The organism is Fodinibius sp. GM108 (assembly GCF_058386985.1).
Map to the genome: position 1 here is coordinate 44310 of NZ_JBYEIR010000007.1, position 24988 is coordinate 69297.

Sequence of the window (24988 nt, forward strand, 5' to 3'; positions counted from 1 at the left end):
AGCCATGGAAAACATAATTGTCAATGCAGCTTTTTTACTTGCAGCTTTCTTAAGTATGGAAGCGATTGCCTGGTTCACTCATAAATATATCATGCACGGTCCATTGTGGATATTGCATAAAGATCATCACAAGAAAGAGTCGAAGGGATGGTTTGAGCACAATGATTTCTTCTTTTTGATTTTTGCACTGCCGGGAATTACAGCTTTGTTTATCGGTATGCAAAACGATTATAATTTTCTTTTTTGGATCGGACTTGGCATAACCATCTACGGACTTGCCTATTTCCTGGTGCATGATATCTTTATTCACCGCCGATTAAAAATTTTTTCACGGACCGATATCACTTATTTAAAAGCGATTCGAAAAGCACATAAAGTTCACCATAAACAGCTCCAAAAAGAAGACGGTGAATGTTTTGGTCTGCTTTGGATGCCTTATAAATATTATATAGAGCAAAAAAACAGATAGAGTGACATACACATACCTGCTGATCAATTTATTCACCGTCGTCATTCCGTTTGCTTATTCCTTTCATCCCAAACTGCAATTTCATAAAACATGGTATGCTTTTTTTCCGGCTGTAATTATAACGGGTATTTGTTTTATCGGCTGGGATATCTGGTTCACCAGCTTGGGAGTATGGAGATTTAATGAACAGTATCTGATCGGAATTGATATCGCAAATCTGCCGGTAGAAGAGGTTCTGTTTTTTCTGTGTATTCCCTATGCCTGCGTGTTTACATTTTATTGCCTGACTCTTTTCCGGGAAAATCCATTTTCAAAGAAGACAGAAACGAAAATTACTGCCGGTCTCATACTACTGCTAATTTGTACAGCGGTTGTCTTCCATCAGAAAATCTATACGGTAATTACTTTTACAAGTCTGGCAATTATGCTGGGTCTGGCCCAATACTTCTTCGGGGTAAGTTGGCTCGGCAGTTTTTACATGGTCTATACACTCTTACTTATACCTTTTTTCATCGTAAATGGAATATTAACAGGATTGGGTTTGGATGAACCGGTTGTCTGGTACAACGAAATGGAAATTATCGGAATCAGGCTGCTGACGATACCGATGGAAGACGTTTTTTACGGAATGGGATTGATACTGATGAATTTATTGATCTACTGTGCCTTGCTTAATCGAAAGTCGACAAAGGATCACTCGGTGACTGTGGTATGAAAGGAACACTGCAAATAAGTAATGGTATAGCGCTTATTTTAGTAATAGTTATTAATTATCTCTCCACAACCGGTATTTTCAATGGAAACACGATTGGCGGTGTTGCTGACCAGTATCAAAATTATTTTACTCCCGCAGGATACGCTTTTTCAATCTGGACTCTTATTTATCTCGGAGTACTGGCTTTCGTAATTTATCAGGGACGCAGCCTTTTGGGAAAGAAAGGAAATGAAGAAACAGTATTTCAGGTAGGTTGGTGGTTTGTTATTTCCTGTCTTGCAAATATTCTCTGGATATTAACCTGGCTGTATGAATTTACTGGGTTATCTGTGTTGATCATGGCTTTTCTCCTTTTTGCACTTATCAGAATTATTATCGGGACCAATATGGAGTTAGAAGATGCTCCGCTGCAGAAAATAGCTTTTGTGTGGTGGCCCTTTTCACTCTATTCGGGATGGATTACGGTGGCTTTAATTGCTAACGTTGCCGCTTACTTTACCAAAATAGGGTGGCAGGGCTTTGGGATATCGGAAGTTAGCTGGACTGTTATTATGATCTTGGTAGCGGGAGTCATAAACCTAAGCATAACCTGGATCAGGAATATGCGCGAATTTGCGCTGGTCGGAGTGTGGGCTCTAATTGCCATTGGTATTGCCAATTGGGGGGAAGTGCAAATCATTGCTTATACAGCCTTTACCGTAGCTGCGGTATTGTTCGTTAGCAGTGGAATTCACGCTTTCATCAACCGAAAAAGCTTTCCATTGAAACTGTAAATCATGATAAACCAGTTATTAAATTGTACCAGATTCACCAAAAACAGAAAATTCCTGTCAGTTTGGATGAAGCATGGGAGTTCTTTTCAGACCCCGGGAATTTAAAAACAATGACCCCTGATTATATGCGTTTTGATATTGTATCGGGTGGTGATCAAAAAATGTTTCCGGGACAAATTATTGAATATGTAGTTACTCCGATAGCTGGAATTAAAATGGAATGGATTACCGAAATCACTCATGTCATTGAAAAAGAATATTTTGTGGATGAACAGCGAATCGGACCATATTCATTTTGGCATCACAAACACTTTTTTAAGCAGACTTCCGGTGGCGTCGAGATCGAAGACAAAGTTGATTATAAACTTCCTTATGGATCATTAGGGAAGATAATCCATAAACTAATTGTTAAACCCAAACTGGATCAAATTTTTTCATACCGAAGGGATAAATTGGAATCACTTTTTGGTTCTTTTTGAGCAGGAGTTTTACTGTTGCTAATAGATATGTTCGGGTTGACAATTTTGCCGCAGCATGCCCAATACCTGTTGGAAATCGCCCGGCAGATCTGAATCAAACTCGACCATCTCTCCCGTCGCCGGATGCTCAAATCCCAGTGTTTTGGCGTGCAGGCACTGTCGCTGCAATGATTTGAAGAGGTTGTTAAACATCTGCTTGCGGCTTCCCGTGTTTGCTCCATAGCGAACAGAATCGCCGCCATATTTTTTATCCCCGAAAACCCAAAGGTTATTGTCGGCCAGGTGAACCCGGATCTGGTGCGTGCGACCCGTTTCAAGTTTAAGTTCAAGCAAAGACAGATGATCAAAATATTCTAGCACTCTGTAGTGGGTTATGGCTTCTTTCCCATCTTCTTCAGGTACCACAGCCATACGTTTTCTGTTATGGGGATCCCGGCCGATGGCCCCGGTAATGGTCCCCTGCTTTTTATCAGGTCTGCCCCAAACCACTGCCCAGTAGGTGCGTTCAATGTCTTTTGTGCGAAAATAATCGCTCAAAATACGGTGAGTTTTGTTGTTTTTTGCAACGACGAGAAGTCCGCTGGTGTTTTTATCCAGCCGATGGACAATCCCGGGTCTGAGTGTTTCATCATCACCTGAAAGTTCATCAGTGTGCCACATCAGTGCATTGACAAGCGTTCCATCCCAATTGCCATAGGCAGGATGCACAACCATATTGGCAGTTTTATTGACAACGAGCAAGTCGTCATCCTCGTAAACAATATCCAGCGGAATTTTCTCGGGTTTAACTTCGGGCGGCTGAGGAATCGGAAGGCGAACATCGATCACATCACCCGGCTCGATATTGTAGGATGATTTTTTAGGATCTCCATTGACTACTACATGTCCACCGTCGATAGCTTCCTGAATTTTGGTACGGGAGGTATCCTCGATTTTGGAAGCAAGATATTTATCGAGGCGCGTGCCGCTTGTCTCATCATCTGAAACTTTAAAATGAAATTCTTCAAATTTACTGGAGTTTAAATCGGTCATCAGAGGGTTTAAATGGGGATTTGAATTGCTTCAAAAAGAAATTTACAAAATTTCTAAAATTTTTTTGTAAGGATTGGCTTCTTTAAGGGTCTTACTAGTGACTGTTCATTAAGATAGATACCTTGAAGGCGTAGTTAAAATTAGGCTCCCGTTAAAAAAAGCGGGGGCCTTTTTTATTTTTTGTAGTTAGAATAGAACACGGATGTACGCAGGTAAAACTGGTTGTCACAGGTTATTTTTTGGAATAGAGAATCCATGATCAGAAAAAAAAGAACAATGAAAATTTATTACAATCCAAAGCTCAAACAACTGTCTCGCAATTTGAGAAATAACAGTACATTGGCTGAGGTATTGTTATGGAATAACCTTAAGAAAAGACAAATGTGCGGTTATCAATTTATGCGCCAGAAGCCTATTGGAAATTATATTGTAGATTTCTATTGCAATAAATTAAAGCTAATTATAGAAATAGATGGGGAAACTCATCAATATAAATTAACCGAAGATATTGAGAGACAGGAATGGCTTGAGAATTTAGGATTAACAGTGTTACGCTTTGATGATACAGAGAGAGGTAAAGAGTGATATGAGAAATGTACTTCACAGTATTTATAACTGGATAAAGATCAATGAATGATGAACAACCCCCTTAATCTCCCTTTGCTAAGGGGGAATTATCTGAGCTGTGAAAAGATGCTAGCTCAGTCACTGTTGTGGGACTGTACTGCAAGAATAGAAGGTCTATTTAAAATTGGTAAATGCTGAGCACGGTTATTCTCCCTTAAAAAAGGGAGTCCGCGAAGCGGGAGGGTTGTATTTGCAAGGTTTTATATTAAAATAGCCTTAACGTTAATCCGTGTTCAAATTTTTATTACTTTTGGTTCTAATCAAATCAGGCGGTTATGATACAATCATTATATATCAAAGACTTTGCGCTTATCGATGAACTCGAGGTTTCATTCCAGCAAGGCCTGAACATTCTCACAGGTCAGACCGGTGCCGGTAAATCGATTATTATCGGCGCCCTCAAAATGATACTGGGTGAACGCGCTGATACCGAAGTGATTCGTCAGGGGGCAAGTAAAGCAATTACAGAAGCAATCATTGATATTGGTGAGAAAGAAGAGATCAATAAAATCCTTGAAGAAAATGCTGTTGAGCTGCGAACCGAACTGATCCTCCGGCGCGAAATTCGCGATTCGGGCAGTCGGGCTTTTATTAACGATACGCCTGTGACAATAGGTGTGCTCCGGGAGGTAGGAAATTACTTGGTCGATCTGCATGGACAGCACGATCATCAGATGCTGCTCAAGGAAGAGAACCATTGTAGTGTTGTAGATGGTTTTGAGAAGGTTGCTCCTGTCTTGAAAGCATACCGTCAAACGTATTATGAAATGGTTGATCTCCGTAAGGAGTTAAAAGAGCTGCGAAAACGTGAGCAGGAACTGCAGGAGAAAGTAGAACTTTATCGATTCCAGGTACAGGAGCTGGAGGATGCCGAGCTGGATCCTAACGAGGAGGACGAGCTCGAAGAAGAGATGCACCTGCTTGATAATGCCGAGGAGCTCGATCAAAAAGCCGCGGCGGTAGTCAAGCTTGGTGATGCCGATGAGATTAATGTGATTCAGTTGCTGAATCAGATGAAGTTGCATTTGGAGGATATCGCACGTATTGAACCTGAATTTAAGGGCTATCTGGAGGAAATAACATCGGCGCGCATCAGTATTCAGGAAGCAGTACAGTTTGCCGAGCGCTATCGCAGTCAGATTGAGTTTAATCCCAATCGGCTGGATAAACTGCGTCAGCGGCAGAATGAACTAAATAGTTTGCAGAAAAAATATCAACGGAGTATTCCGGAGCTGATTGAATATCTGCACGAAATTAAAAAAGAGCTGAATCTGGCTGAAAATTTTGATTTCGAGATTGAACAGCTGGAAAGCAAACTGGATGACAAAGCCCGGGAGCTGGCTCAAAAAGCCAAAGATTTACACGAAACGCGCGAAGAAGTTGGTGAACATTTAAGCCGCCAGATTGAAGGTGAACTTAACAAGCTTGGGATCCCAAATGCCGATTTTGAAGTGCGAGTGGACTGGATGGTGACATCTGAGAATCAGGGATGGATATCAATAGAGGGACAGCCGGTAATTTGCGATCAGTATGGCGGGGATGAAATCAGTCTGTATATTTCGACCAATAAAGGCGAGGAGCCAAAGCCGCTGGCCAAGATCGCATCCGGCGGTGAAATCAGCCGCGTGATGCTGGCACTGAAAACGATTATTGCACGTGATCAGAGCCTTCCTGTAATGATTTTCGATGAGATCGATACTGGTATCAGCGGAGAAATTTCGGAAAAGGTAGGTCGCTCAATGCGGCGGCTTTCCGAAAAGTGCCAGATTGTAGCTATCACCCATCAGCCGCAAATAGCGAGCCAGGCACACAAGCATTACAAAGTGAAGAAAGTGGAGTCAAACGGTCGAACGGTATCACGGATAATTCCATTAAATGAAAATGAGCACGTGACAGAAGTCGCTACGCTGATGAGTGGAGAGGATATCACGGATGCGGCTCTGGAAAGTGCCCAAGAATTGATTAATAAGAATAGGTTTAAGAATTAGCCACAGATTTAAACAGATCAGAATCGACTATCCAGAGCCTTACATCAACTCATCTGTTTCAAATCTGTGCGAAATCAGTGGCCTAAAATAATTAGTTATGGGAAGAGAACATTCAGATCGATTTGTGACGCTTGTTGATGATGCAAAAAATCGGATTGAAGAAATTACTCCGGATGAAGTGAAGAAAAAGATGGATAGTGATGACGATTTCGTTCTGCTGGATGTGCGGGAGCAAGACGAGTGGGAAGACTCTCACATCACCGGCGCCAAATATCTGGGAAGAGGGGTTATAGAACGCGATATAGAACAGGAATATCCCAACACCGATGAAGAGCTTGTGCTCTATTGCGGCGGTGGATTCCGCTCGGCACTGGCAGCAGATAATCTTCAGAAGATGGGATATCACAACGTCAAGTCACTGGCCGGAGGGTACCGGTCGTGGATTGAAGCAGGATATCCCATCGAAAAAAATGAAGAATGAACGATCGATAAATTAGTTTAATATCCTCCGCCGCCACCGTTACTGCCAGAAGATGGGTTGCCGCTTCGTATATCATGATCATGATCCTCATTATTGATCCATATTACCTCGGTATCGGGTGCAACTGAGAGCGAACGCGGCTGGAACTGATTGCCTTCCATAATTACAGTATCGCGCTCAACTGCCTCGACTCCAGAATCTACTACGATTTCACCCTGCATATCGGGTGCATGGATTTCACAATAATATTCTACAGTTCCTTCATCCTCGAAGGTAAAACTGAAACTTTCTCCCGGTGCAATTGTACTACTGTTAAAGAAAGGTGAGTTATCCTCATCTTCGTCAGAACCTGTTGTATTACATCCTGTTACTGCCAGCACTGTTATCAGTAATATCGACAGCATGAGTTGAAAAAATTTCTTTTTATCCATAGCCGACAAGTTTTATTGGGGATTGTTGATGTTGTAACTGACTATACAATAATAACACGTCAAGGGTTGCCTGTTTTAAGTAAACTGAATGAAAATCTTAGGTGAATCGTCTCTCCTAGTACTCGATTCTGTGACTGTTTTATAATACAGTTGATACAATTTTATCTCGTGCCGTAGCTCTGCTGCGGCACGGTTGGAAGCTCTGCTTCCGGTTATTCTCACTTGGAATACTATAGCACCTTTGCTCTTCCTTATTTTAGGGTAAACAAAGCAAATTTTACGCTGAGCGTAACTAGCCGGTCCCGACGCAGAGCATCGGGACAAGATGTTTAATTATCTCTCTTCAGTTGTTCTTCGATTGAGATAAGTAGAACTTTGGACGGAAAAAGTGGTATGGAGGTGATATAATCTAATACTCATCTATTCTGCCTAAAAGCTGTGCCGGATGAAGGGCCGTTTTATTGGTTCCGTCTTTGATTTGGTGCCGACAGGAAAAGCCGGGAGCGCAAATTTTGGCATCATCAGGAAGCGACCGTAGCATCGGGAATAAACGAAGCTCTCCGATATCCATCGATACGTCATAATGGTCTTCTTCATAGCCAAAGCTGCCCGCCATGCCACAGCATCCGGTGTCAAGAACCTGTACTTCATAGCCTGCATTTTCTAGCGCTTGTTGGATGGGTTTTTCTCCCACCAGGGATTTTGCGTGGCAGTGTTCATGAACATATACCTGCTGTTTGTCCGGGGATTCGGGTGCTTGGTCCGATAAAATACTGGCGGCAAACTCTTCGAACGTAAAGCTGTTTTTGGCAACTTTTTGTGCATCAGGTAATTGATCGTCATCACAGAGATCAAGATATTCATCGCGCAGTGTCAGAATTTCCGAAGGCTCCAATCCCACAACAGGGATATCCTGACTCACGAATCCGCTGAGTTTCGGCAGGTTTTGATCGAGGATTTTTTTAGCGTGTTCCAGCATTCCTTTTGAGATCTGCGGACGTCCGACCTCGTGAAAATCAGGTGCGATTACGCGGTAGCCCTGGGATTCTAAAAAATGAACTGCCGCTTTGCCAATTTCGGGCTCGTGATAGTTGGTAAAGATATCAATCAGAAGCACTATTTCCCGTCCGGCGGCTGATTTCGCCGTCGGGCGGATTTCACTACCACAGTTTTCATACCAATCCATAAAGGTTTCGTCAGCAAAACGCGGCAAATCACGTCGTTTGTCAATATCGAAAAACTGCTGGAGCAACTCTTTTGTCACTGGCTGTTTCATCATCCAGTTAGAAAATTTAGGCAACAAACTTGCCAGCGGATACAGCTTGCCGGCCTGACCGAAAAATCGCTCGCTCAGCGAAATGCCATGTTCCTCGTACCATCCTTGGGAGAATTCGGCTTTCATGCGCGCCATATCTACATTGGCGGGACATTCACTTTTGCATGCTTTGCAGCTTAGGCACAGGTCCAGTGCGTCTTTAAGTTCTTCCGATTTGAAGGCCTCTTTCTGCCTATTCGAGAACAGTTGCCGGAAAAGATTAGCGCGTCCCCTTGTGGAGTCTTTTTCCTCTTTGGTAGCCATATAAGAGGGACACATGGTGCCGCCGCTTTCTGCCAGTTTTCGGCATGCTCCCGCTCCGTTACAGAGCTCGGTGGCATCGGCAAAGCTTTCTTCTTTGCGCCAGTTGAAATGAGTGTCAACCTTTGGACGCTGGTACGAGGGCGAATATCGCAGATCCGCTTCCATCGGTTTTGGATCAATAATTTTACCGGGATTAAAAATATTCTGTGGATCCCAGATCTGTTTCATTCTTTTGAGCAGAGGCATCATCTCTGAACCCAGCACTTTTTCGATATAGGGAGCACGGGCACGGCCGTCACCATGTTCGCCGGAAAGTGAGCCGCGGTAACTGCGGACGAGATCGGCTATTTCGCCCGCCATCGTTTTCATCTTCTCAATTTCTTTGGGCTTCTGAAGGTTAATAACCGGACGCAGATGCAGCTCACCGACCGATGCGTGGGCATAGAACACACAGTTGGTGTTGTGTTTATCCAGTATTTTCTGAAAATCATCGACATAATCAGGAAGATCGGGCACGCGAACGGCCGTATCTTCGCTGAAGGTCGGCGTACGTCCCTCAGAACCAAGTCCCATGAGCAAACCTAACCCTGCTTTTCGTAATTCCCAGACACGGTCCATTTTTGTGTCCTCGGCAATGAGCGGTACAGAGTCACTGAGTCCCATTTCCGCCAGTCGATCCGTCAGTTTTTCGGCTTTGTCGGCAAGCTGATTTTTGTCATTGCCGTCGAACTGAACAATTAAAATGCAGTGCGGTTCCCCGTCGAGGAAAAATCGATTTTTGCGCTGCTCGATATTTCCTTTTGTGGCATCCAGAATAATATGGTCTACTAGTTCAACGGCAGCCGGATCTTCTTTGACGATTTCTACCGTCGCTTCCATCGCTTTTCGTATTGTCGAAAAATGAGGAGCAAGTATAATTGATTCTTTATCCTGGGGCACCAGTCGCACCTTTGCTTCTGTGGTCATTGCTAATGTACCTTCGCTGCCGCAGAGCAATTCGGCCATGTTGAACTTTCTTCCATTGGGATCAAAAGGCTGCATTTCACAGAGGCGGTCGAGGGCATATCCGGTGTTGCGGCGAATGATTTCGGGATGAGGATGATTTTCCAGAATCTGCTCTCGATGCTCCCGAATCAGAGAGATTGTTTCACGGTAAATATGTCCCTCAAGCGTGTCGAGTTCCATTTTTTTATTTAGCTCATCTTTGGTAAGGGGTTTAAAGGTGGCGTAAGAACCATCACTCAATACGGCATTAATTTCGAGTACGTGTTCTCGCGTGGTTTTATGTTTAATCGAAAATATTCCGCAGGAGTTGTTTCCGATCATACCGCCGATCATACAGCGGCTGGTAGTAGCTGTATCGGGACCGAACATCATATTATATTTGTCGGCCTTACGATTCAGCGAATCCCTGATAACACCTGGTTGTACACGTGCAAACTTATGTGTTGGATCGAGTTCAATAATTTGATTCATATTCCGTCCAACATCCATAACAATACCGCTGCCTGTCGTCTGTCCGGCAAGGCTGGTGCCGGCACCTCGAGCAATAATATTTTTCCGATTTTCACGTGCCCAACGCACCAAATTTACGATCTCTTTTTTGGATGCAGGAAAGGCAACGCCTTCCGGCAATTCTTCGTAGCTGGAGGCGTCGTTAGCATAAAGACGTCGTGTTTGCTCGTCAGTGTAAATTTCCGGAGTGGCTGGTGATGTCTGTATTTCCATAAGTGGAAGATATACCAATATTACCGTGCCTTTGCAAGATAAGAATATCGCTTCGATGTGAGAAAGAGTTTGGAACTTATGAGATGAAGTATGATTAAGACTAATAGGAGGGAATACATTACATAACCTGTTGGATAAAAACAGATCAAGTAGTGTTTTAAAAAATCAGTAGTACAAACTTTATCAAATACAAAAGACTATGAAGAGTCCAAATCCAATCATTCTTTTTCTATTGGCTGTCACTGTTTTTCTGCCCGGTTGCGATTTAATTGAAGGAATTTTTGAGGCGGGATTCTGGACGGCCATCCTTTTAATTGTTGCCGTTATTGCTCTCATTATCTGGGGGCTGTCCAGCTTTACGGCCACAAAAAATAAAAAGCTCTGACATAATTTTAGCAGAGAACATAGAGCATTCTTCTGGTTTTAGTCGCCGAGCGACTGAAGGAGATTAATTTGTTATTTCTATCATCTTCTCGTCCCGATGTCTGCCTGCGCGTAGTTTCCGAGAAATCGGAACGAAGGCAGGTTCTACGTTCGAGCTATCTTCATTACAAAGCAACCAACTATCTCGTCCCGATGCTCCGCGTCGGGATTTGTTTGTTACGCTCTGCGTAACGGGTTCTTCTAGCCTGAGAATCTTGGTTTTACCTGATAACCGACTACATAAAAGCCTCTTCGGATTTTTTCAGGATTTCATCACCGATTGCTAATCCAGCCGTGGCAGCAGGGCTTGGTGCATTGAGCACATGGATTTCATGTTCAGTCACCTCAAATTGAAAGTCGTCCAGGATTTCTCCGTCTGGTTTCAGCGCCATAGCCCGCACGCCCGATGGTGATGGCTTTAAATGCGCCGGACGAATAGCGGGGATGAGATCCTGCAGATTTTCTACAAATGCTTTTTTAGAGAACGACCGGTACCACTCGTCCAGCCCCATTTTCCAGTACTTCTTCGCCAGATTGTAAAAACCCGGAAAGTTGAGCGTTTCGATCGTTTCATCCAGGTCAAAAGAGAATTTATCATACCCCTCACGCTTAAAGGCAAAAACGGCATTGGGTCCACATTCTACAGCCCCGCGGACCATCTTTGTAAAGTGGACGCCCAGAAACGGAAATGCCGGATTGGGCATCGGATAAATCAATCCGTTAACAAAATGTTCAACCTCTGGTTTCAATTCGTAGTATTCTCCCCGAAAGGGCACAATTTGGATATCTGGATTGACGCCCGCCGATTGTGCGACATGATCGCTATACAGTCCAGCGCAGTTGATAAGATACCGGCTTGAAAAGGAGTCGGATTTTGTCCTTACAGATAGATCACTTTCATTTTGGGTTATATTAACAACCTCCTGTCCACATGCTACACGATTTCCTTTTTCTTCGATGAGAGCTCGTAGCTTTTTGCACACGCCAATGTAATCCACAATGCCTGAGCAGGGCACATGAATCGCTTTAACGCCCCGGGCATAGGGCTCGATTTCTTTTAATTCTTGTGGATCAATTTTCTTTATGCCCTCTATCTCGTTGATTTTACCTGTTTCATAAATATTATCAAGCCGTGGAATATCTTCTTCATCAGTGGCGACAATAACTTTTCCGCAGATTTCATAATCTACATTGTTTTGCTCGCAAAACTCCACCAGCTGGTGACGTCCTTCAACACAGTTTTTAGCCCGGTAACTTTCGGGTTTGTAATAGATACCGGAATGTATTACGCCGGAGTTATTACCCGTTTGGTGGGCAGCGACCCGATCCTCTTTTTCGAGGACGAGAATATCAGTATCCGGGTATGCCAGCGAAAGTTTGTATGCTGTTGAAAGACCAACAATACCGGCTCCGACGATGATAAAATCGTAAGTCATCATGTAATTTACATTCATCCCTGAAATTAGTCGCCTAAAATACAAAAACAGCGACTAGGGATAAATAAAAAGGCCGGAAAATTGATCCGGCCTTTCAAATGTCAAAAATATTGTGCTATTATCCTTTAAACGCCCTGTTCATTAAAGGGACGAGGGAAGGATTCATGGACAATGTCACCGGGGCGGTCGATTGCTAGCTCATCAAGCCGACCGTAGCGGCGCATATCCACCCAACGGTGACCTTCGAACCAGAGTTCGTAGCGACGTTGGTTCAACATCTCATCTAGTAATGCCTCTTGGTTTTGTACACCTCCGTAATTCGGAAGACCGGCAGTATTTCGAACGACGTTCAATGCATCCTCGGCATCAGAAAGATCAGATCCTGTATTACGGTTAATAAGTGCCTCAGCATAAATCAGGATCAGTTCGCCATTGCGGATAATTGGTACATCATCAACATTGGTTTTATAAACCAAAACATCATGTGTGAAAGTCAAATCCGCATTTTGAAAGGGAGCGCTTCGCTCTACTGCGTTTGCCAAACGTGTATCACCCGCTTCGGCATCGGCGAGCCAGTCAGGATGAGCGGTTCTGAGGTCACCGGTGGAATTCGGTGCGATCCACAGAGTGTTCAGCAGGTCTCCCGCATTGGCGGAAAAGTTATGGTAGGCACCAAGATCCAGATCCCCATTTAAATCCAGGAATGACTCATCGAGAATGGATAGCGCTTGATCCCACTGCTCGCGATACACAGCCACCCGAGCGGCTAGTGCACGGTTGAACTGACGGAATCCATTGGCACTGTTGAAATCCGCGAAACCACTGCTCAGCAGTACAGGCCAGGTTGAGCGGGCGTTGTCAAGATTAGCTGCACCTTCGTCAAGCAAATTGGCTATAGTTCCCAGTGCGGTGCTGTGATCTTCGAATGGACCAAGGTTGTCAGGATCCGCAACATCTGTACGAATGCCTCCTTCATACTGTTGATTCAGTGCCATCAACAATTCATAGGCTTGTATAGTATGTGCAAAGCCTAGGAAAGCTTGCCGTCCCTCTTCGGTGACAGTGGCTGAGGTAGTATTTGTGGCTCCCTCTATAATTAGGTTTGTGTTCTTAACTGATGCATAGCGTCCGGTATAGGTTCGCGTAGTGTAAAATGCATTGTCGTCAAGGGTTCCACCTCCGGCACCGAGCAGGTCGCCCACGAAGCGCGGGTCTGATCCTGAATAACGGTAGTGCTCACGTCCAACTACGCCTACTGCATCGATGTAAATCGGCAGGTCGACGCGCATTTGTGAAAGGGTGCCGGTTACCAGCAAGTTAAGCTGCTGGGATGTCGGGTTTTGCGTGAATCCCTCCGGGCTGGGCCGGTTTGGGTCTAAATCGTTGGTAATGTCGCAGGCGGTAAATACCATGAGCAAAATCACAACCCGCGATATATTTTTAAGAGTATTCATAGTTGTATATAAATAATGGGTTGAAATTTTGTTAGAAACCTACCGAAACATTAAACAGGAATCGTTTTGAAGACGGGAACGGAGCCACGTCTATACCTGTCGAAATCCCATTGTTACCGAAGTTCGAAACCTCCGGATCATATCCTGTGTAATCGGTGAATAACAGGAGGTTTTGTCCTGATACACCAAACTTCAGGTTTCGAATACCGGAATGGATTTTATCGATTAACGTAACTGGTACTGTATAATACAGTGATATTTCACGTAGTTTAACATACCCTGCATCTTCGATGAATACGGCAGTGTTATTACCGGAAAAGAAAGCATTGATTCGCTCCGTAGAGTTTGTAACGTCATCTCCATTGCTGTCATCATCATAATCGAATGTAGTACCACCAAAATCGGCCAGCAGGTTTGTCAGGTTTACATTTTCACCGCCCTGTTTCCAGTGCCACAGCATAGAAAACTCAAAGTTTTCCAGGAAGCCCACTTTGTTAAGGAATGACATCTGGAAGTCAGGTTCGGCATCGCCCAGCTTTACATCCGTACCGGGTGATTCGGGGGTCCGGCCTACGATCTGAGTAGGTGCTTCCCCTTCTTCAACTTTAAAGGCACCAAGTCCGGTTGAGAATCCACCGGTAATAAAGGCGGGGACACCAAGACTGGTGATTTCAGCCCGGTTACGCCAAAAATTGACCGTAGAGGACCAGTCGATTTTATCTGATTGCAAAGGAGTTACATTCAGCGACAGCTCAAACCCTTCATTCTTCAACGTGCCGGCGTTCGTATTCTGGAAGTTAAAACCAGACGATTGCGGTACTTCCGCAGTAAGAATAAGATCGTCTACCTCCTTGTAATAGTAGGTAGCACCAAAGTTGATTCGGCTCTCTAAAACTCCCAGGTCAAAACCGGTTTCGAATTCCCGGGAGCGTTCCGGTTTTATGGTTTCATCGCCCCGTGTGTTGCTGATAACCGAACCTGCGTTTCCGTCAATATTGGCAGCTCCCAGAACAGTGAATTTAGGCTGTTGCAAACTTACCCGGTTGGCAGAGGGTACACCCCCGGCTTCACCATAGGCAGCTCTAAGTTTGAGCTGATTGACAGGATCAACATTCCAGAAGTTAAAGTTTGCCAGGTTTAATGCTACTGAACCTTTCGGAAAGGCATACAGGGTATTCGGATCACCATTCAGAGAAGACTGATCAAGCCGGATACCGGCCGTGGCAATGATTTGATCTCTCCAGTTGGCTTCCTGCTGAAAGAAGTAGCCGATATCTTCCTGCTCCAGGATACGATTGAATACGTTGACGTTACCCGCCTGTTCAAGGTTGGCTTGTCCGGCTACCAGGTTAATCGCCTGGGTTGTTTCCCGGTCTTCATCGGAATGAAACCGCGAAATGCCGGCCTGTGAAGTCATTCCCAGCGTATTTAGCTGGTAGTTAAACAGCAATATTGCCGACAGGTTTGTATTCATCAGAGTATTATTACCGCGGGAGAAAAGACCATTTGTTGCCGTAACACCGGCCTGTTGAAACTGCAATGTTTCCGGGAAATAAAGCTCTGTCTCATTGGTATAGTAGTCAACACCACCACGGAGAGATAGTTGTAAGAGACTGGTGCCTTTTTGTAGCAGATTAAATCTGACGTCAGCGCCACCGGTAAACCGATTGGTACTGCCTTCAACGTTTGAAAGGGCTATCGTCTGCAATGGGTTGGATCCTGCCGTTGGGTTATTCGGATAGTTTCCGTTCTCATCAGGAAACAGGTTTTTCCACGGGAGGGTAGAAGATAGAGCCACCCCGTAAGAAACACCGGCGTTATCATTATTCGTCAGGCCGCGGGCATCTTGAGAATTTGCGTAGAAGGTGTTAAGCGATACATCCACTATGTTGGAAAGTTTATGGTCGATATTCGCGCGAATCGAGTTGCGTTCAAACCCGGTATTCCTAATTATACCGTCTTCTTCTTGCAGAGATCCGGCAATAAAGAACTGGGTGACATCATCACCCCCGGAAAGACTGATCCGGCTATTTCGGAGAAGACCATCTTCGCCATATACTTCTTTTTCATAGTTGGTGAGCCTTCCGGCTGATTGAGCCTCCAGAAACTCTTCGGCTTCAGCATCGCCAAATGTAGCTCTTACTCGTTCTTCGGTAAAATCTCTGGTCCCTGCATAATTAAGTATATTTTGGAATCCAACCTCTTGGGTAAGGTTGACCTGGGTGTTTCCCGACTGTCCTTTTTTCGTGGTGATTATAACCACACCTGCATTGGCACGAGCTCCATAGATAGCTGCAGCTGATGCTCCTTTAAGGACTTCCACACTTTGGATGTCTTCAGGATTCAGATCGGCAATTCTGTTGGGCGCGTTATCTTGAGTGGTAGCTAATACTCCGCTGGTTGAAGCCGCTGTAACACTGTTGCTTCCATTCGAGATAGCAGAGTTGTCCATATATACGCCATCAACTATATAGAGCGGTTCGGAAGCGCCCGTGATGGTAGTAACTCCCCGCAATTTGATAGAGATACCTCCACCCGGTGCCCCGGAATTCTGGACGATGTTAGCGCCCGTTAACTTACCTTGCAGTGCACCGTCAAGGGTTTGAGGAGTCACCGATTCAGCGAGATCTTCAGCTGAAATAGAGGAGACGTCGTTAGCCAGATTGCTTCTTTTTACTGATGAAGCGAGTCCTGTAACAATTACTTCTTCCAAATTGGCAATATCATTTGAAAGCTCAATAGTGATGTTATCAGAATCTGCATTTACATCAATATTTTGGGTTAAATATCCGACATAGCTGATGCGAAGCACAGCCTCGCTGCCGGGAAGATCTATCGAAAAGCGTCCATCGATATCTGATGTTGTACCTGTGTTTGTTTCAACATGAAAAATATTTGCTCCCACAAGTTCTTCTCCGGTACGTCCATCCAATATTGTTCCGGATACCGTAAACTGTGCTATAGCTGTTTGCGAAATAAAAAACAGCATAGCCAGTGTAGTCAGGGTTTTGTATCTATTATTCATAACCATTGATTAAGGGTTACTGTTAATGTAAGTTTATAATTTAATCCCAAAACCAATTGAATAGAATATTTTTTTAGTTAATGATACAAAAAACAGAAAAATGTTAAATATTTTGATATTTTTACTAAAAAATATTCACAAATAAGTTATTTAGCCTTATTTAATTTAGTTTATAACTCATAGTATATACTACAAAAATCCTCTTAATTAGGAAGAAAGGTAATTATATTTTTGCCGCTGTGAGCGGTGTTTGTGCTGCGGTTGTCTGTCGTCGTTAATCGCATCCATTGAACGAGAGGAAGGCTGCCGGAATCTTGAAATACGTTAGGGGAAAATTTAAGCCAAATTTTATAAATGCTTTTCGGCCTTAAAAGTTAAAGATAGAGAAGTTCAAATAGATGAACGATTTCAGAAGGAATGAAAAAGCTTCAGAAAAAATTCTTTAACTTGTGGCAATAAGAAAAAGTCAGTAAGAGTTATTCTAACAAATACCAATTAATCTTCTCATCTATTATGGGTAATATTTATAAAGGATTTCTGCTTATTCTTCTTGCGGGAATCTTTATCGGCTGCAATTCATCTGAAGAACCTGATACGGTTCAGGAATCAGAAGCCGAATCGCAATCTGAGCCATCCACAAAAGCCGAGTATGTTGAGCAAGCAACGTTTACGGATTTGGAAGGCGATACAGTTTCAATTTCAGAATTTAAAGGCAAAGTAGTGATGATTGATCTCTGGGAAACGTGGTGCAAGCCGTGTTTGGCTAGTTTTCCCACCTTGCAGCAATTACAGGAGGATTATCCCGATGATTTTGTTGTTCTTGCCGTAACACCTGGTTTTACGGATACGAGGGAAGACGCTCAATCATTTGCTGACGAAAACAATTACGAATTTCAGTACCTGATGGATTCCAATAATTTACATCGCAAATTAGGAGTTCAGGGAATTCCCTATAAAATATTTGTGGATGCCGAAGGCAAATTTATTAAAGAAACAATGGGTAGTTACGGACCCGATGAGGACTATGAAAAAATTGAAGAAATTATTCAAAACAATAAGAGTAGCTAACGATTACTTTGATGAACAGATTGTTGAGTTAACTCGTTAAAAATTGTATTTTTATCAACTTTCATAAAAAGGAACAAAGCAAAGATATCCATGGCAAAAGAAGTAAAAGAGAAACTTCCATATAAGGTAAAAGATATTGGATTGGCCGAATTTGGCCGCAAAGAGATTCGTTTGGCGGAGGCAGAAATGCCAGGTTTGATGGCGCTTCGCGAAGAGTATGCGAATGAGCAACCGTTGAAGGGAGCTCGCATAGCAGGCTGCCTGCATATGACGGTTCAAACAGCTGTATTAATTGAAACATTGATCGAGCTGGGCGCTGAAGTTCAGTGGTCTTCGTGCAACATTTTCTCAACACAAGATCACGCTGCAGCTGCTATGGCGGATCGAGGTGTGCCGGTATACGCCTGGAAAGGAATGAATGAAGAAGAATTTTGGTGGTGTATCGAGCAGACACTCTTTTTTGAAGATGGTAAGCCGCTGAATATGATTCTGGATGACGGCGGTGATCTGACAAAATTGGTTCATGAGGAATACCCTGAGCTGCTCGATGGCATTAACGGTATTTCTGAAGAAACCACCACGGGCGTAAATCGCCTCTACAAGATGGCAAAAGAGGGCACGCTTGGTGCTCCTGCAATCAACGTGAACGACTCGGTTACGAAGTCGAAGTTTGACAACAAGTACGGCTGTCGCGAGTCATGTGTGGATGCGGTAAAACGTGCTACTGATATTATGCTGGCTGGCAAAGTTGCTGTTGTGGCCGGTTACGGTGATGTAGGAAAAGGATCAGCTGCCTCGCTTCGGGGTGGTGGTGCTCGTGTTATTGTTACTGAAATTGATCCAATCTGCGCCCTTCAAGCCGCGATGGATGGTTATGAAGTGAAGAAGATGGATGACGCCGTTGAAGAAGCTGATATTGTGGTTACAGCTACCGGAAACAAGGACATTATTACCGAGCGTCACTTTAAGAAGATGAAAGACAAGACGATCGTCGGTAACATTGGCCACTTTGATAATGAGATTGATGTTGGCTGGTTGAAAACGAATGCGGAAAAAGAGAATTTGAAGCCTCAAGTTGATCTTTTTAAGCTTGAGAATGGCAATGAGATCATCCTGCTCTCTGAAGGACGTCTGATGAATCTCGGTAATGCAACGGGACATCCTTCTTTTGTGATGTCAAACAGCTTTACCAACCAAACCCTGGCACAGATTGCACTCTGGAATCGTCCGGAGGATTTTGATCTGGAGGTAAGCGTGCTGCCCAAAGATCTTGATGAAAAAGTGGCTCGTCTCCATCTCAAGAAGATTGGCGTAGAGCTCGATGAGCTAACTGAAGATCAGGCTGAATATATCGGCGTCCCTCAAGGCGGTCCGTATAAGCCTGATCACTATCGCTATTAATTATTGAGGATAGGTTGTAATTTTGGGCCTCATTCATCCTAGTGGTGGGTGGGGCTTTAATTTTATTTTTCTTCCACTGAATAAAATCATTAGGAAAGCAAATAGTCTGATCGCAATGCTCTGCGTTGCGATCTATACGTTCCGACGCATAGCATCGGAACGAGAATATTATGCTTAGTTTTCTTAGTGGTAAAAAATGAATTTTTTAGGAAATATGTCTGACAATAAGAAAGAAATCAGCATTACCGTAGAACTTGACGATAATAACGTGCCCGAAAAAATCGACTGGAATGCTACCGATAAAGAGGGCGAAGGCATTTCGAACTGCAAGGCCATGTTCTTATCAATGTGGGATCCCGAGCGGCAAGATACACTGCGCCTGGATCTCTGGACTAAGGAGATGACCAAAGATGAGATGAAAATTTTCTTTCATCAGACGCTGGTTACCATGGCCGATACGCTGGAAAATGCGACCGAAGAAGAAGGCATGGCAGAAGATATGCGCGACTTTACCTCCTACTTCGCCGACAAAATGGAGATTCTTGAACAATAGAATACCGAATAATGAACAAGGAATTAAGAATTTCGAAATTCAAGATTCCTTGTTCGATATTCAACGGTTCTCTTTTCTATACAAGATAGAGCCGAAGGTTACGGCGCTGTCTCGTTCACGTTGATCCCAAAGATCGTAACTTAATAATTCTCCTTTTAAATCTGGCAAAGTCTTCAGGAAGGTGTAAAGAGGAGGAAAGCCACAAATGCGATAGGCATCCATCTTTTTTTTCATCAAACTCAACATAGCCTGCTGATCGTTTGTGGAACCAAACTTCAGGAAGTTGCGGTCGAAAGATTCGACTTCGTCAAACATGGAAGATGCTGCGATATCATCCCCAAATTTTTTTCCAAAGTGAGCTAAGTCGCCGCTTATTAAAAAGAACGTCTCTTCATCATCGCCAAATTTATACCGCAATAGTTTGGAAAAATTTGTTAGCTGTTGTCCAAGGTGACCATCCTCCATGTAATAGAGATCATCAAATCCACGCATAATAAACGGCACGATTTTAAAGTCATGATCCCACAGATAGCTCAGGAAAAGCAGGTGCAGTTCGATACTGTGTTCCATGCGATGAGCGCGATCCTGTAGAGTAATGCCATTTTCGCCGTCAATGTTTGCTAATTCCTGAATTGTTTTCTGGTCCCGCTTTATCGTCCCCAGTGGAATCTCAAAGTCTTTATTTACCAGTCCAAATGGAGAATTCTTATAAATATCGGGATACAGCCCTGCGTAATGAGAAGTCGCCAAAATAACTACTCGTTTGGGCTTTAGATCTCTGATAGGAGCAAATGCTTTAACATAACTTTCCAGCGCAACTCGCGGATCAATATGCGGAGCGTAAAGTGCTTTCGCGTTGTCGATATCCACTGCATTATTGGTTTCGTAATCCGCAAAAGCATTATCCAAATACTGTTTGAGCTCTTCCGGATCAGCGGGATAAGAACTGCCGGCGGTCACAGATTTATGCACTGAAGAGTCTTCATATCCTTCTTCAATTTTTCGTGCATGATTTCTGAAATAATCCGATGAAAGTAATCGGTGTTTATCCAAAAACTGGATAAACTCCAGCAGTTCTTCCTCACTTACATTTTCTCCCAGGTGCGGTTTTAAATCACTGATGCTTTTTTGTCCGTCAAACAGCGAAAGCAGTTGCTCTACATCACGACGAAGCGCAAGTTCAGAGGTCACATACCCTCTTTCATCGTGAAAGTAGAGGTATGAATCTCCATTTTCTTGTATAGGGATGATCTGCAGATCCCGGCGCAACGCGGGGATGGGATTCGTAATAGAGTTAAATAATTTTTTCTCGCTCATCTTATTCTGCTGCTTCTCTCATTTGTTGACACTTGCACTCAACACCATATTTTTTGCAAACCGGATGGTCCGGTGGTTCGGAGATTCGTGATTTACAGGCTTTGCGTCCATGATGAATTATCAAATGCGAAAGGTTGGTCCAGTGTTCCCGCGGGAAAAGCGCCATTAAATCGCGCTCAATCTTATCGGTGTTTTTTTCGTGTTCAGTTAGCCCATATCGATTGGCAAACCGGCGTACGTGCGTATCTACTACTACGCCTACATTGATACCAAAAGCATTACCGAGTACTACGTTTGCTGTTTTACGGGCCACGCCGTAGAACTCCAGCAGATCATCAATATTTTGTGGCACTTCTCCATCATGCTCTTCCACGATTGCCTGTGCCGAACGTTTCAGCGCCTTGGCTTTATTGCGATAAAATCCGGTAGAGCGTACAAGCTCTTCCAGCTCTTGAAGAGGTGCTTCGGCCATAGCTTCTGGAGTTGGATATGTCTCAAAAAGATCCGGGGTTGTCTTGTTAACCCGAACATCGGTGCATTGTGCGCTTAGTATAGTGGCACAGAGCAGTTCAAAGGGATTGCGATAATTTAGCGCACAATGCGGATTAGGATAGTGTTCATACAGCGCATCGAGAATTTTCCGTGCCCGCTGCTTTTCTTTTTCTGTTTTTTCGGGAAGTTTTGGGAGATCGTCGTACTGCTTTGTTTTTGTCATCTTTAAAATAAGTATCTAATTGCACCTCTCATGTCATCTGACTAAATCTGATGACACTGTAGCTTTTGCTTTTTTCTGGGTGGAAATGATCGAAAAATTTCCCCTACCTTTAGCCACTTAAATAAACGAAAACAATTGGAATGTCTCTACCCAGAAAGGAAGCTAAAAAACTGGTTTCCAGCCCGTATGCCTGGCTGGTGCTGGGATTGCTGACACTAATATATATATCCAGCTTTGTCGACCGGCAGATCATAGCGGTGTTGGCGCCGAACATTCAGCAGGAACTCTCACTCAGTAATTTCCAGGTGGGAATTCTCTATGGTACTGCTTTCTCTTTTATTTATGCTATCTGCGGCATACCAATGGGACGGCTGGCCGATATCTATTCCCGCAAGCTGATGATCGTTGCCGGGCTTGTAGTCTGGAGTCTGATGACGGTCATTAGTGGTTTTGCGACTTCACTCATGTTTCTCATTGTAGCTCGTTTTTTTGTCGGGGTCAGTGAATCAGCACTGAGTCCGGCAGTATATTCGCTGTTGTCAGATTATTTCAAGCCGGAACAGCGTGGTACTGTCTTTTCAATTTATGCCTCCGGTATTTTCCTCGGGATTGGCGTCTCATTTTTAGTTGGTGGCTCCATTGCCCAGGCATATGACTGGCGTACTTCGCTCATGGCAGTAGGAGCTCCCGGATTACTGATTGCCGCAGTAGCCTGGTTTGTGATTAAAGAGTTGCCGCGCGGAATCACCCAATCACAAAACAAGCAGCGGTATGGCACCGAGTGGAGCTTTTATGAAGTCGTCTTGTATATCATCCGCAAAAAAACAGTACGCTACCATTTTTTGGGATTTTCATTTCTTGCCTTTACCGGCTATACCATTCTCGGCTTTATCGGGATTGTCCTCACCGATATCCACAGTGCGGGTTCTTTGATACCGCACTATGGCTGGTTCATGATGGCAACAGGACTCAGCGTAATAGCTTCGGGCAAGGCGGCAGACTGGCTGGCTAATAAGTTTGATGCTTCCTGCCGTTTTATGATGGGTATGGTAGCTGGCTTGCTATGCTTGCCATTGTATTATTTTGGATTGTTTGCCGAAACGGCTACAACGGCTCTTATTTTGATCGGACTGGCGAATGTGATTTCATCATCCTACAACGGAGTTGCTGCAGCCATTCTGCAGTACCTGGTAAAGCCTGATATGCGGGCACTGGCAGGTGGATTATACTTATTTGTAATCAGCGTGGTGGGATTTGGTATCGGTCCGCCGCTCACCGGCTGGCTTATCGATACATTTTTTACTGGTAATTATGGACCTGCCAAAGCACTGATATTGGTCTTTACATGCTGTGGAGTGCTTGGAAGCCTCTGCTTTTGGAAAGCGATGCAGAGTTACGAGCAGGATGAAGAGGTTGAGTAAGTTACTAGATGAAAGTATAGAATTCTGGATTCAGAATTCAGAATTCGTTGGATCCACATCTTGAAACTTGCATCCTGATACCTGCATCCTGCCACTAAACTTCGTTGAGAGCCTGGCCGAGTGCCTGCAAAGATTCCTTGGCATCCCCGAAGAACATCTGGTTGGTTTCTTTGTAAAAAAGCGGATTGTCGATACCTGCAAATCCGGGACTCAAGCTGCGCTTAAAAATAATGGTTCGATCAGCCTCATCCACATTCATCACGGGCATGCCGTAAATAGGGCTGCCCGGTTCCGTTTTTGCTACAGGATTGACGACGTCATTTGCTCCAATAATCAGGACTACATCGGTCGACTTAAATTCGGGATTGATCTGTTCCATATCATACAGCTGATCGTAAGGCACATCCGCCTCTGCCAACAATACGTTCATGTGTCCGGGCATGCGTCCCGCAACGGGATGTATGCCATATTTTACTTCCACGCCACGTTTTTCGAGCTTGTCGGCGACTTCTTTGAGTACGTGTTGGGCCTGGGCGACAGCAAGTCCATATCCGGGCACGATCACCACTTTTGTGGCGTAAGCGCACTGCAGGGCCACATCGTCGGGCGTAGTTTCGCGGACGGTTTTATCTGTATCAGTCGCTGCACCGGCACCTGCTCCACCACCGCCGAATGCACCGAATAACACATTGCCAAGCGTTCGATTCATTGCTTTACACATAATATTTGTGAGGATGAGCCCCGCTGCTCCAACAAGAGCACCACTGATAATGAGCAGATTATTATTGATTACAAATCCGGCCATTGAAGCAGCAATACCGGAATAGGAGTTCAGCAGGGATATCACTACTGGCATATCTGCTCCGCCAATAGGGATAACGGTTAAGATCCCGAGCAGTAATGCAATTCCAAATAATAGCCAGAAAATGAGCTGACTTTCGGGATCATAGGTAAGCCAGCCGACTAGAATCAGCGTGCCGATCGTCAGCAGGCCATTAAAAATGTTGTGTCCCCGAAACGTAATCGGATTCCCACTGATAAATCCTTGTAGCTTGCCAAATGCGATAAAACTGCCGGTAAAGGTAATAGAACCGATAAGGATACTTAGTCCGATCGTCACCAGGTCCTGCGTAGCTAAAACAGTTGCTTCAAAGCGGGAGAATTCACCCCAGGCTACAAGTGCCGAGGCGCCGCCACCGAATCCATTGAAGATAGCAACCATTTCGGGCATGGCCGTCATTTCGACCTTCTTGGCTGCCGTGGCGCCGATGGCAGCTCCCACGACTATGCCGGCAATAATAAAATCATAGCTGATAATTTGCTGATCAAAAAGCGTAACGACAACGCCAATAAACATACCCAAAGCAGCGAGTTGATTTCCCGAACGTGCAGTGGCCGGAGAGCCGAGACGTTTAATCCCGATAATAAAAATACCGGTAGCTACAAGATAGATCAGCTGAATAATATCGGGCAGAAAAGCTTGTACAGAAGGAGGCAGGAGGTCACTCATTGTTGCTTATCTTTTTTCTTGAACATTTCCAGCATACGGTCGGTTACCAGGAATCCGCCTACTACATTGATCGTGGCAAAGACAATGGCCGCAAAGCCGATGTACTGGGCAACCTGGCTGTCCACCTGTCCCGCAACGACAAGAGCACCCAGAATGGTGATACCAGAGATTGCGTTGGCACCTGACATCAACGGAGTGTGCAGCGTAGGCGGGACCTTTGAAATGAGTTCAAAACCTACAAATGAGGCAAGCACAAAAATGAAAAGGTTAAATATAAGTCCAGACATAGTATGTTTGAATTATGAATATCGAACAAGAAATAAAGAATTTCGAAATTCAATATTCCTTGTTGATTATCTGCGG

The 24988-nt window shown here is 44.2% G+C and carries 22 protein-coding genes; 12 read left to right on the plus strand and 10 right to left on the minus strand.

The window, feature by feature from the left end; all coding sequences use genetic code 11:
- The first annotated feature begins 4 nt into the window (after positions 1 to 4).
- The 4 genes from ACT3ID_RS13560 to ACT3ID_RS13575 are packed head-to-tail and all read left to right on the plus strand — an operon-like array spanning position 5 to position 2436.
- Positions 5 to 469 (plus strand): sterol desaturase family protein, encoded by a 465-nt coding sequence (locus ACT3ID_RS13560; protein ID WP_491542591.1) that lies wholly within the window; start codon positions 5 to 7, stop codon positions 467 to 469.
- Between the two features lies 1 nt (position 470).
- Entirely contained in the window at positions 471 to 1184 is a 714-nt protein-coding gene (locus tag ACT3ID_RS13565) for a lycopene cyclase domain-containing protein (protein ID WP_491542592.1), read from the plus strand.
- Positions 1181 to 1957 carry a TspO-related membrane protein gene (locus ACT3ID_RS13570; protein WP_491542593.1) on the plus strand — a complete coding sequence of 259 codons (777 nt, stop codon included), beginning with the start codon at positions 1181 to 1183 and terminating at the stop codon, positions 1955 to 1957. Before ACT3ID_RS13565 ends, ACT3ID_RS13570 begins: the two co-directional genes overlap by 4 nt.
- Positions 1958 to 1974: 17 nt before the next feature.
- Positions 1975 to 2436, plus strand: a complete 462-nt coding sequence (locus tag ACT3ID_RS13575) for an SRPBCC family protein (RefSeq protein WP_491542833.1) — start codon at positions 1975 to 1977, stop codon at positions 2434 to 2436.
- Between the two features lie 18 nt (positions 2437 to 2454).
- Here ACT3ID_RS13575 and ACT3ID_RS13580 read toward each other — a convergent pair whose 3' ends face one another.
- The gene (locus ACT3ID_RS13580) at positions 2455 to 3468 is read right to left on the minus strand and encodes an RluA family pseudouridine synthase (protein ID WP_491542594.1); all 1014 of its coding nucleotides are present in this window, start codon (positions 3466 to 3468) and stop codon (positions 2455 to 2457) included.
- A gap of 276 nt (positions 3469 to 3744) precedes the next feature.
- On the opposite strand from ACT3ID_RS13580, the gene ACT3ID_RS13585 reads away from it, so the two are divergent.
- From ACT3ID_RS13585 to ACT3ID_RS13595, 3 genes are all read left to right on the plus strand, one after another.
- Positions 3745 to 4053: an endonuclease domain-containing protein gene (locus ACT3ID_RS13585; RefSeq protein WP_491542595.1), complete on the plus strand. Its 309-nt coding sequence runs from the start codon at positions 3745 to 3747 to the stop codon at positions 4051 to 4053.
- A 317-nt stretch (positions 4054 to 4370) separates the two neighbouring features.
- The gene (gene recN, locus ACT3ID_RS13590) at positions 4371 to 6083 is read left to right on the plus strand and encodes a DNA repair protein RecN (RefSeq protein WP_491542596.1); all 1713 of its coding nucleotides are present in this window, start codon (positions 4371 to 4373) and stop codon (positions 6081 to 6083) included.
- A gap of 97 nt (positions 6084 to 6180) precedes the next feature.
- Positions 6181 to 6564: a rhodanese-like domain-containing protein gene (locus tag ACT3ID_RS13595; protein ID WP_491542597.1), complete on the plus strand. Its 384-nt coding sequence runs from the start codon at positions 6181 to 6183 to the stop codon at positions 6562 to 6564.
- Positions 6565 to 6581: 17 nt separating this feature from the next.
- Here ACT3ID_RS13595 and ACT3ID_RS13600 read toward each other — a convergent pair whose 3' ends face one another.
- On the minus strand, positions 6582 to 6995 hold the full coding sequence (locus ACT3ID_RS13600; RefSeq protein WP_491542598.1) for a cupredoxin domain-containing protein: 414 nt from the start codon (positions 6993 to 6995) through the stop codon (positions 6582 to 6584).
- Positions 6996 to 7404: 409 nt separating this feature from the next.
- The gene (locus tag ACT3ID_RS13605) at positions 7405 to 10302 is read right to left on the minus strand and encodes an FAD-binding and (Fe-S)-binding domain-containing protein (RefSeq protein ID WP_491542599.1); all 2898 of its coding nucleotides are present in this window, start codon (positions 10300 to 10302) and stop codon (positions 7405 to 7407) included.
- A 199-nt stretch (positions 10303 to 10501) separates the two neighbouring features.
- On the opposite strand from ACT3ID_RS13605, the gene ACT3ID_RS13610 reads away from it, so the two are divergent.
- Entirely contained in the window at positions 10502 to 10687 is a 186-nt protein-coding gene (locus ACT3ID_RS13610) for a hypothetical protein (RefSeq protein ID WP_491542600.1), read from the plus strand.
- Between the two features lie 274 nt (positions 10688 to 10961).
- Here the strand turns inward: ACT3ID_RS13610 and lhgO are convergent, their stop codons facing one another.
- From lhgO to ACT3ID_RS13625, 3 genes are all read right to left on the minus strand, one after another.
- Entirely contained in the window at positions 10962 to 12164 is a 1203-nt protein-coding gene (gene lhgO / locus ACT3ID_RS13615) for an L-2-hydroxyglutarate oxidase (RefSeq protein WP_491542601.1), read from the minus strand.
- Between the two features lie 122 nt (positions 12165 to 12286).
- Complete coding sequence (locus ACT3ID_RS13620) at positions 12287 to 13615, minus strand: RagB/SusD family nutrient uptake outer membrane protein (RefSeq protein WP_491542602.1); 1329 nt, start codon at positions 13613 to 13615, stop codon at positions 12287 to 12289.
- Positions 13616 to 13646: 31 nt separating this feature from the next.
- On the minus strand, positions 13647 to 16640 hold the full coding sequence (locus tag ACT3ID_RS13625) for a SusC/RagA family TonB-linked outer membrane protein (RefSeq protein WP_491542603.1): 2994 nt from the start codon (positions 16638 to 16640) through the stop codon (positions 13647 to 13649).
- A 513-nt stretch (positions 16641 to 17153) separates the two neighbouring features.
- On the opposite strand from ACT3ID_RS13625, the gene ACT3ID_RS13630 reads away from it, so the two are divergent.
- From ACT3ID_RS13630 to gldC, 3 genes are all read left to right on the plus strand, one after another.
- Positions 17154 to 17708, plus strand: coding sequence for a TlpA family protein disulfide reductase (locus tag ACT3ID_RS13630; protein WP_491542604.1), 555 nt, complete (start codon positions 17154 to 17156; stop codon positions 17706 to 17708).
- Between the two features lie 90 nt (positions 17709 to 17798).
- Positions 17799 to 19109 carry an adenosylhomocysteinase gene (gene ahcY, locus ACT3ID_RS13635; protein WP_491542605.1) on the plus strand — a complete coding sequence of 437 codons (1311 nt, stop codon included), beginning with the start codon at positions 17799 to 17801 and terminating at the stop codon, positions 19107 to 19109.
- 214 nt (positions 19110 to 19323) lie between these two features.
- Positions 19324 to 19662 (plus strand): gliding motility protein GldC, encoded by a 339-nt coding sequence (gldC, locus tag ACT3ID_RS13640; protein WP_491542606.1) that lies wholly within the window; start codon positions 19324 to 19326, stop codon positions 19660 to 19662.
- Between the two features lie 60 nt (positions 19663 to 19722).
- Here the strand turns inward: gldC and amrB are convergent, their stop codons facing one another.
- Positions 19723 to 20979, minus strand: a complete 1257-nt coding sequence (gene amrB / locus ACT3ID_RS13645) for an AmmeMemoRadiSam system protein B (protein WP_491542607.1) — start codon at positions 20977 to 20979, stop codon at positions 19723 to 19725.
- Between the two features lies 1 nt (position 20980).
- Positions 20981 to 21694, minus strand: a complete 714-nt coding sequence (nth, locus tag ACT3ID_RS13650) for an endonuclease III (protein WP_491542608.1) — start codon at positions 21692 to 21694, stop codon at positions 20981 to 20983.
- Positions 21695 to 21834: 140 nt separating this feature from the next.
- Between nth and ACT3ID_RS13655 the strand changes: the two genes are divergently transcribed.
- A complete protein-coding gene (locus ACT3ID_RS13655) occupies positions 21835 to 23115 on the plus strand; it encodes a spinster family MFS transporter (RefSeq protein WP_491542609.1) in 1281 nt (426 codons plus the stop codon).
- Between the two features lie 94 nt (positions 23116 to 23209).
- Here the strand turns inward: ACT3ID_RS13655 and ACT3ID_RS13660 are convergent, their stop codons facing one another.
- The gene (locus tag ACT3ID_RS13660) at positions 23210 to 24625 is read right to left on the minus strand and encodes an NAD(P)(+) transhydrogenase (Re/Si-specific) subunit beta (RefSeq protein ID WP_491542610.1); all 1416 of its coding nucleotides are present in this window, start codon (positions 24623 to 24625) and stop codon (positions 23210 to 23212) included.
- Positions 24622 to 24912, minus strand: a complete 291-nt coding sequence (locus ACT3ID_RS13665) for an NAD(P) transhydrogenase subunit alpha part 2 (protein WP_491542611.1) — start codon at positions 24910 to 24912, stop codon at positions 24622 to 24624. Before ACT3ID_RS13665 ends, ACT3ID_RS13660 begins: the two co-directional genes overlap by 4 nt.
- Positions 24913 to 24988 lie beyond the last annotated feature (76 nt).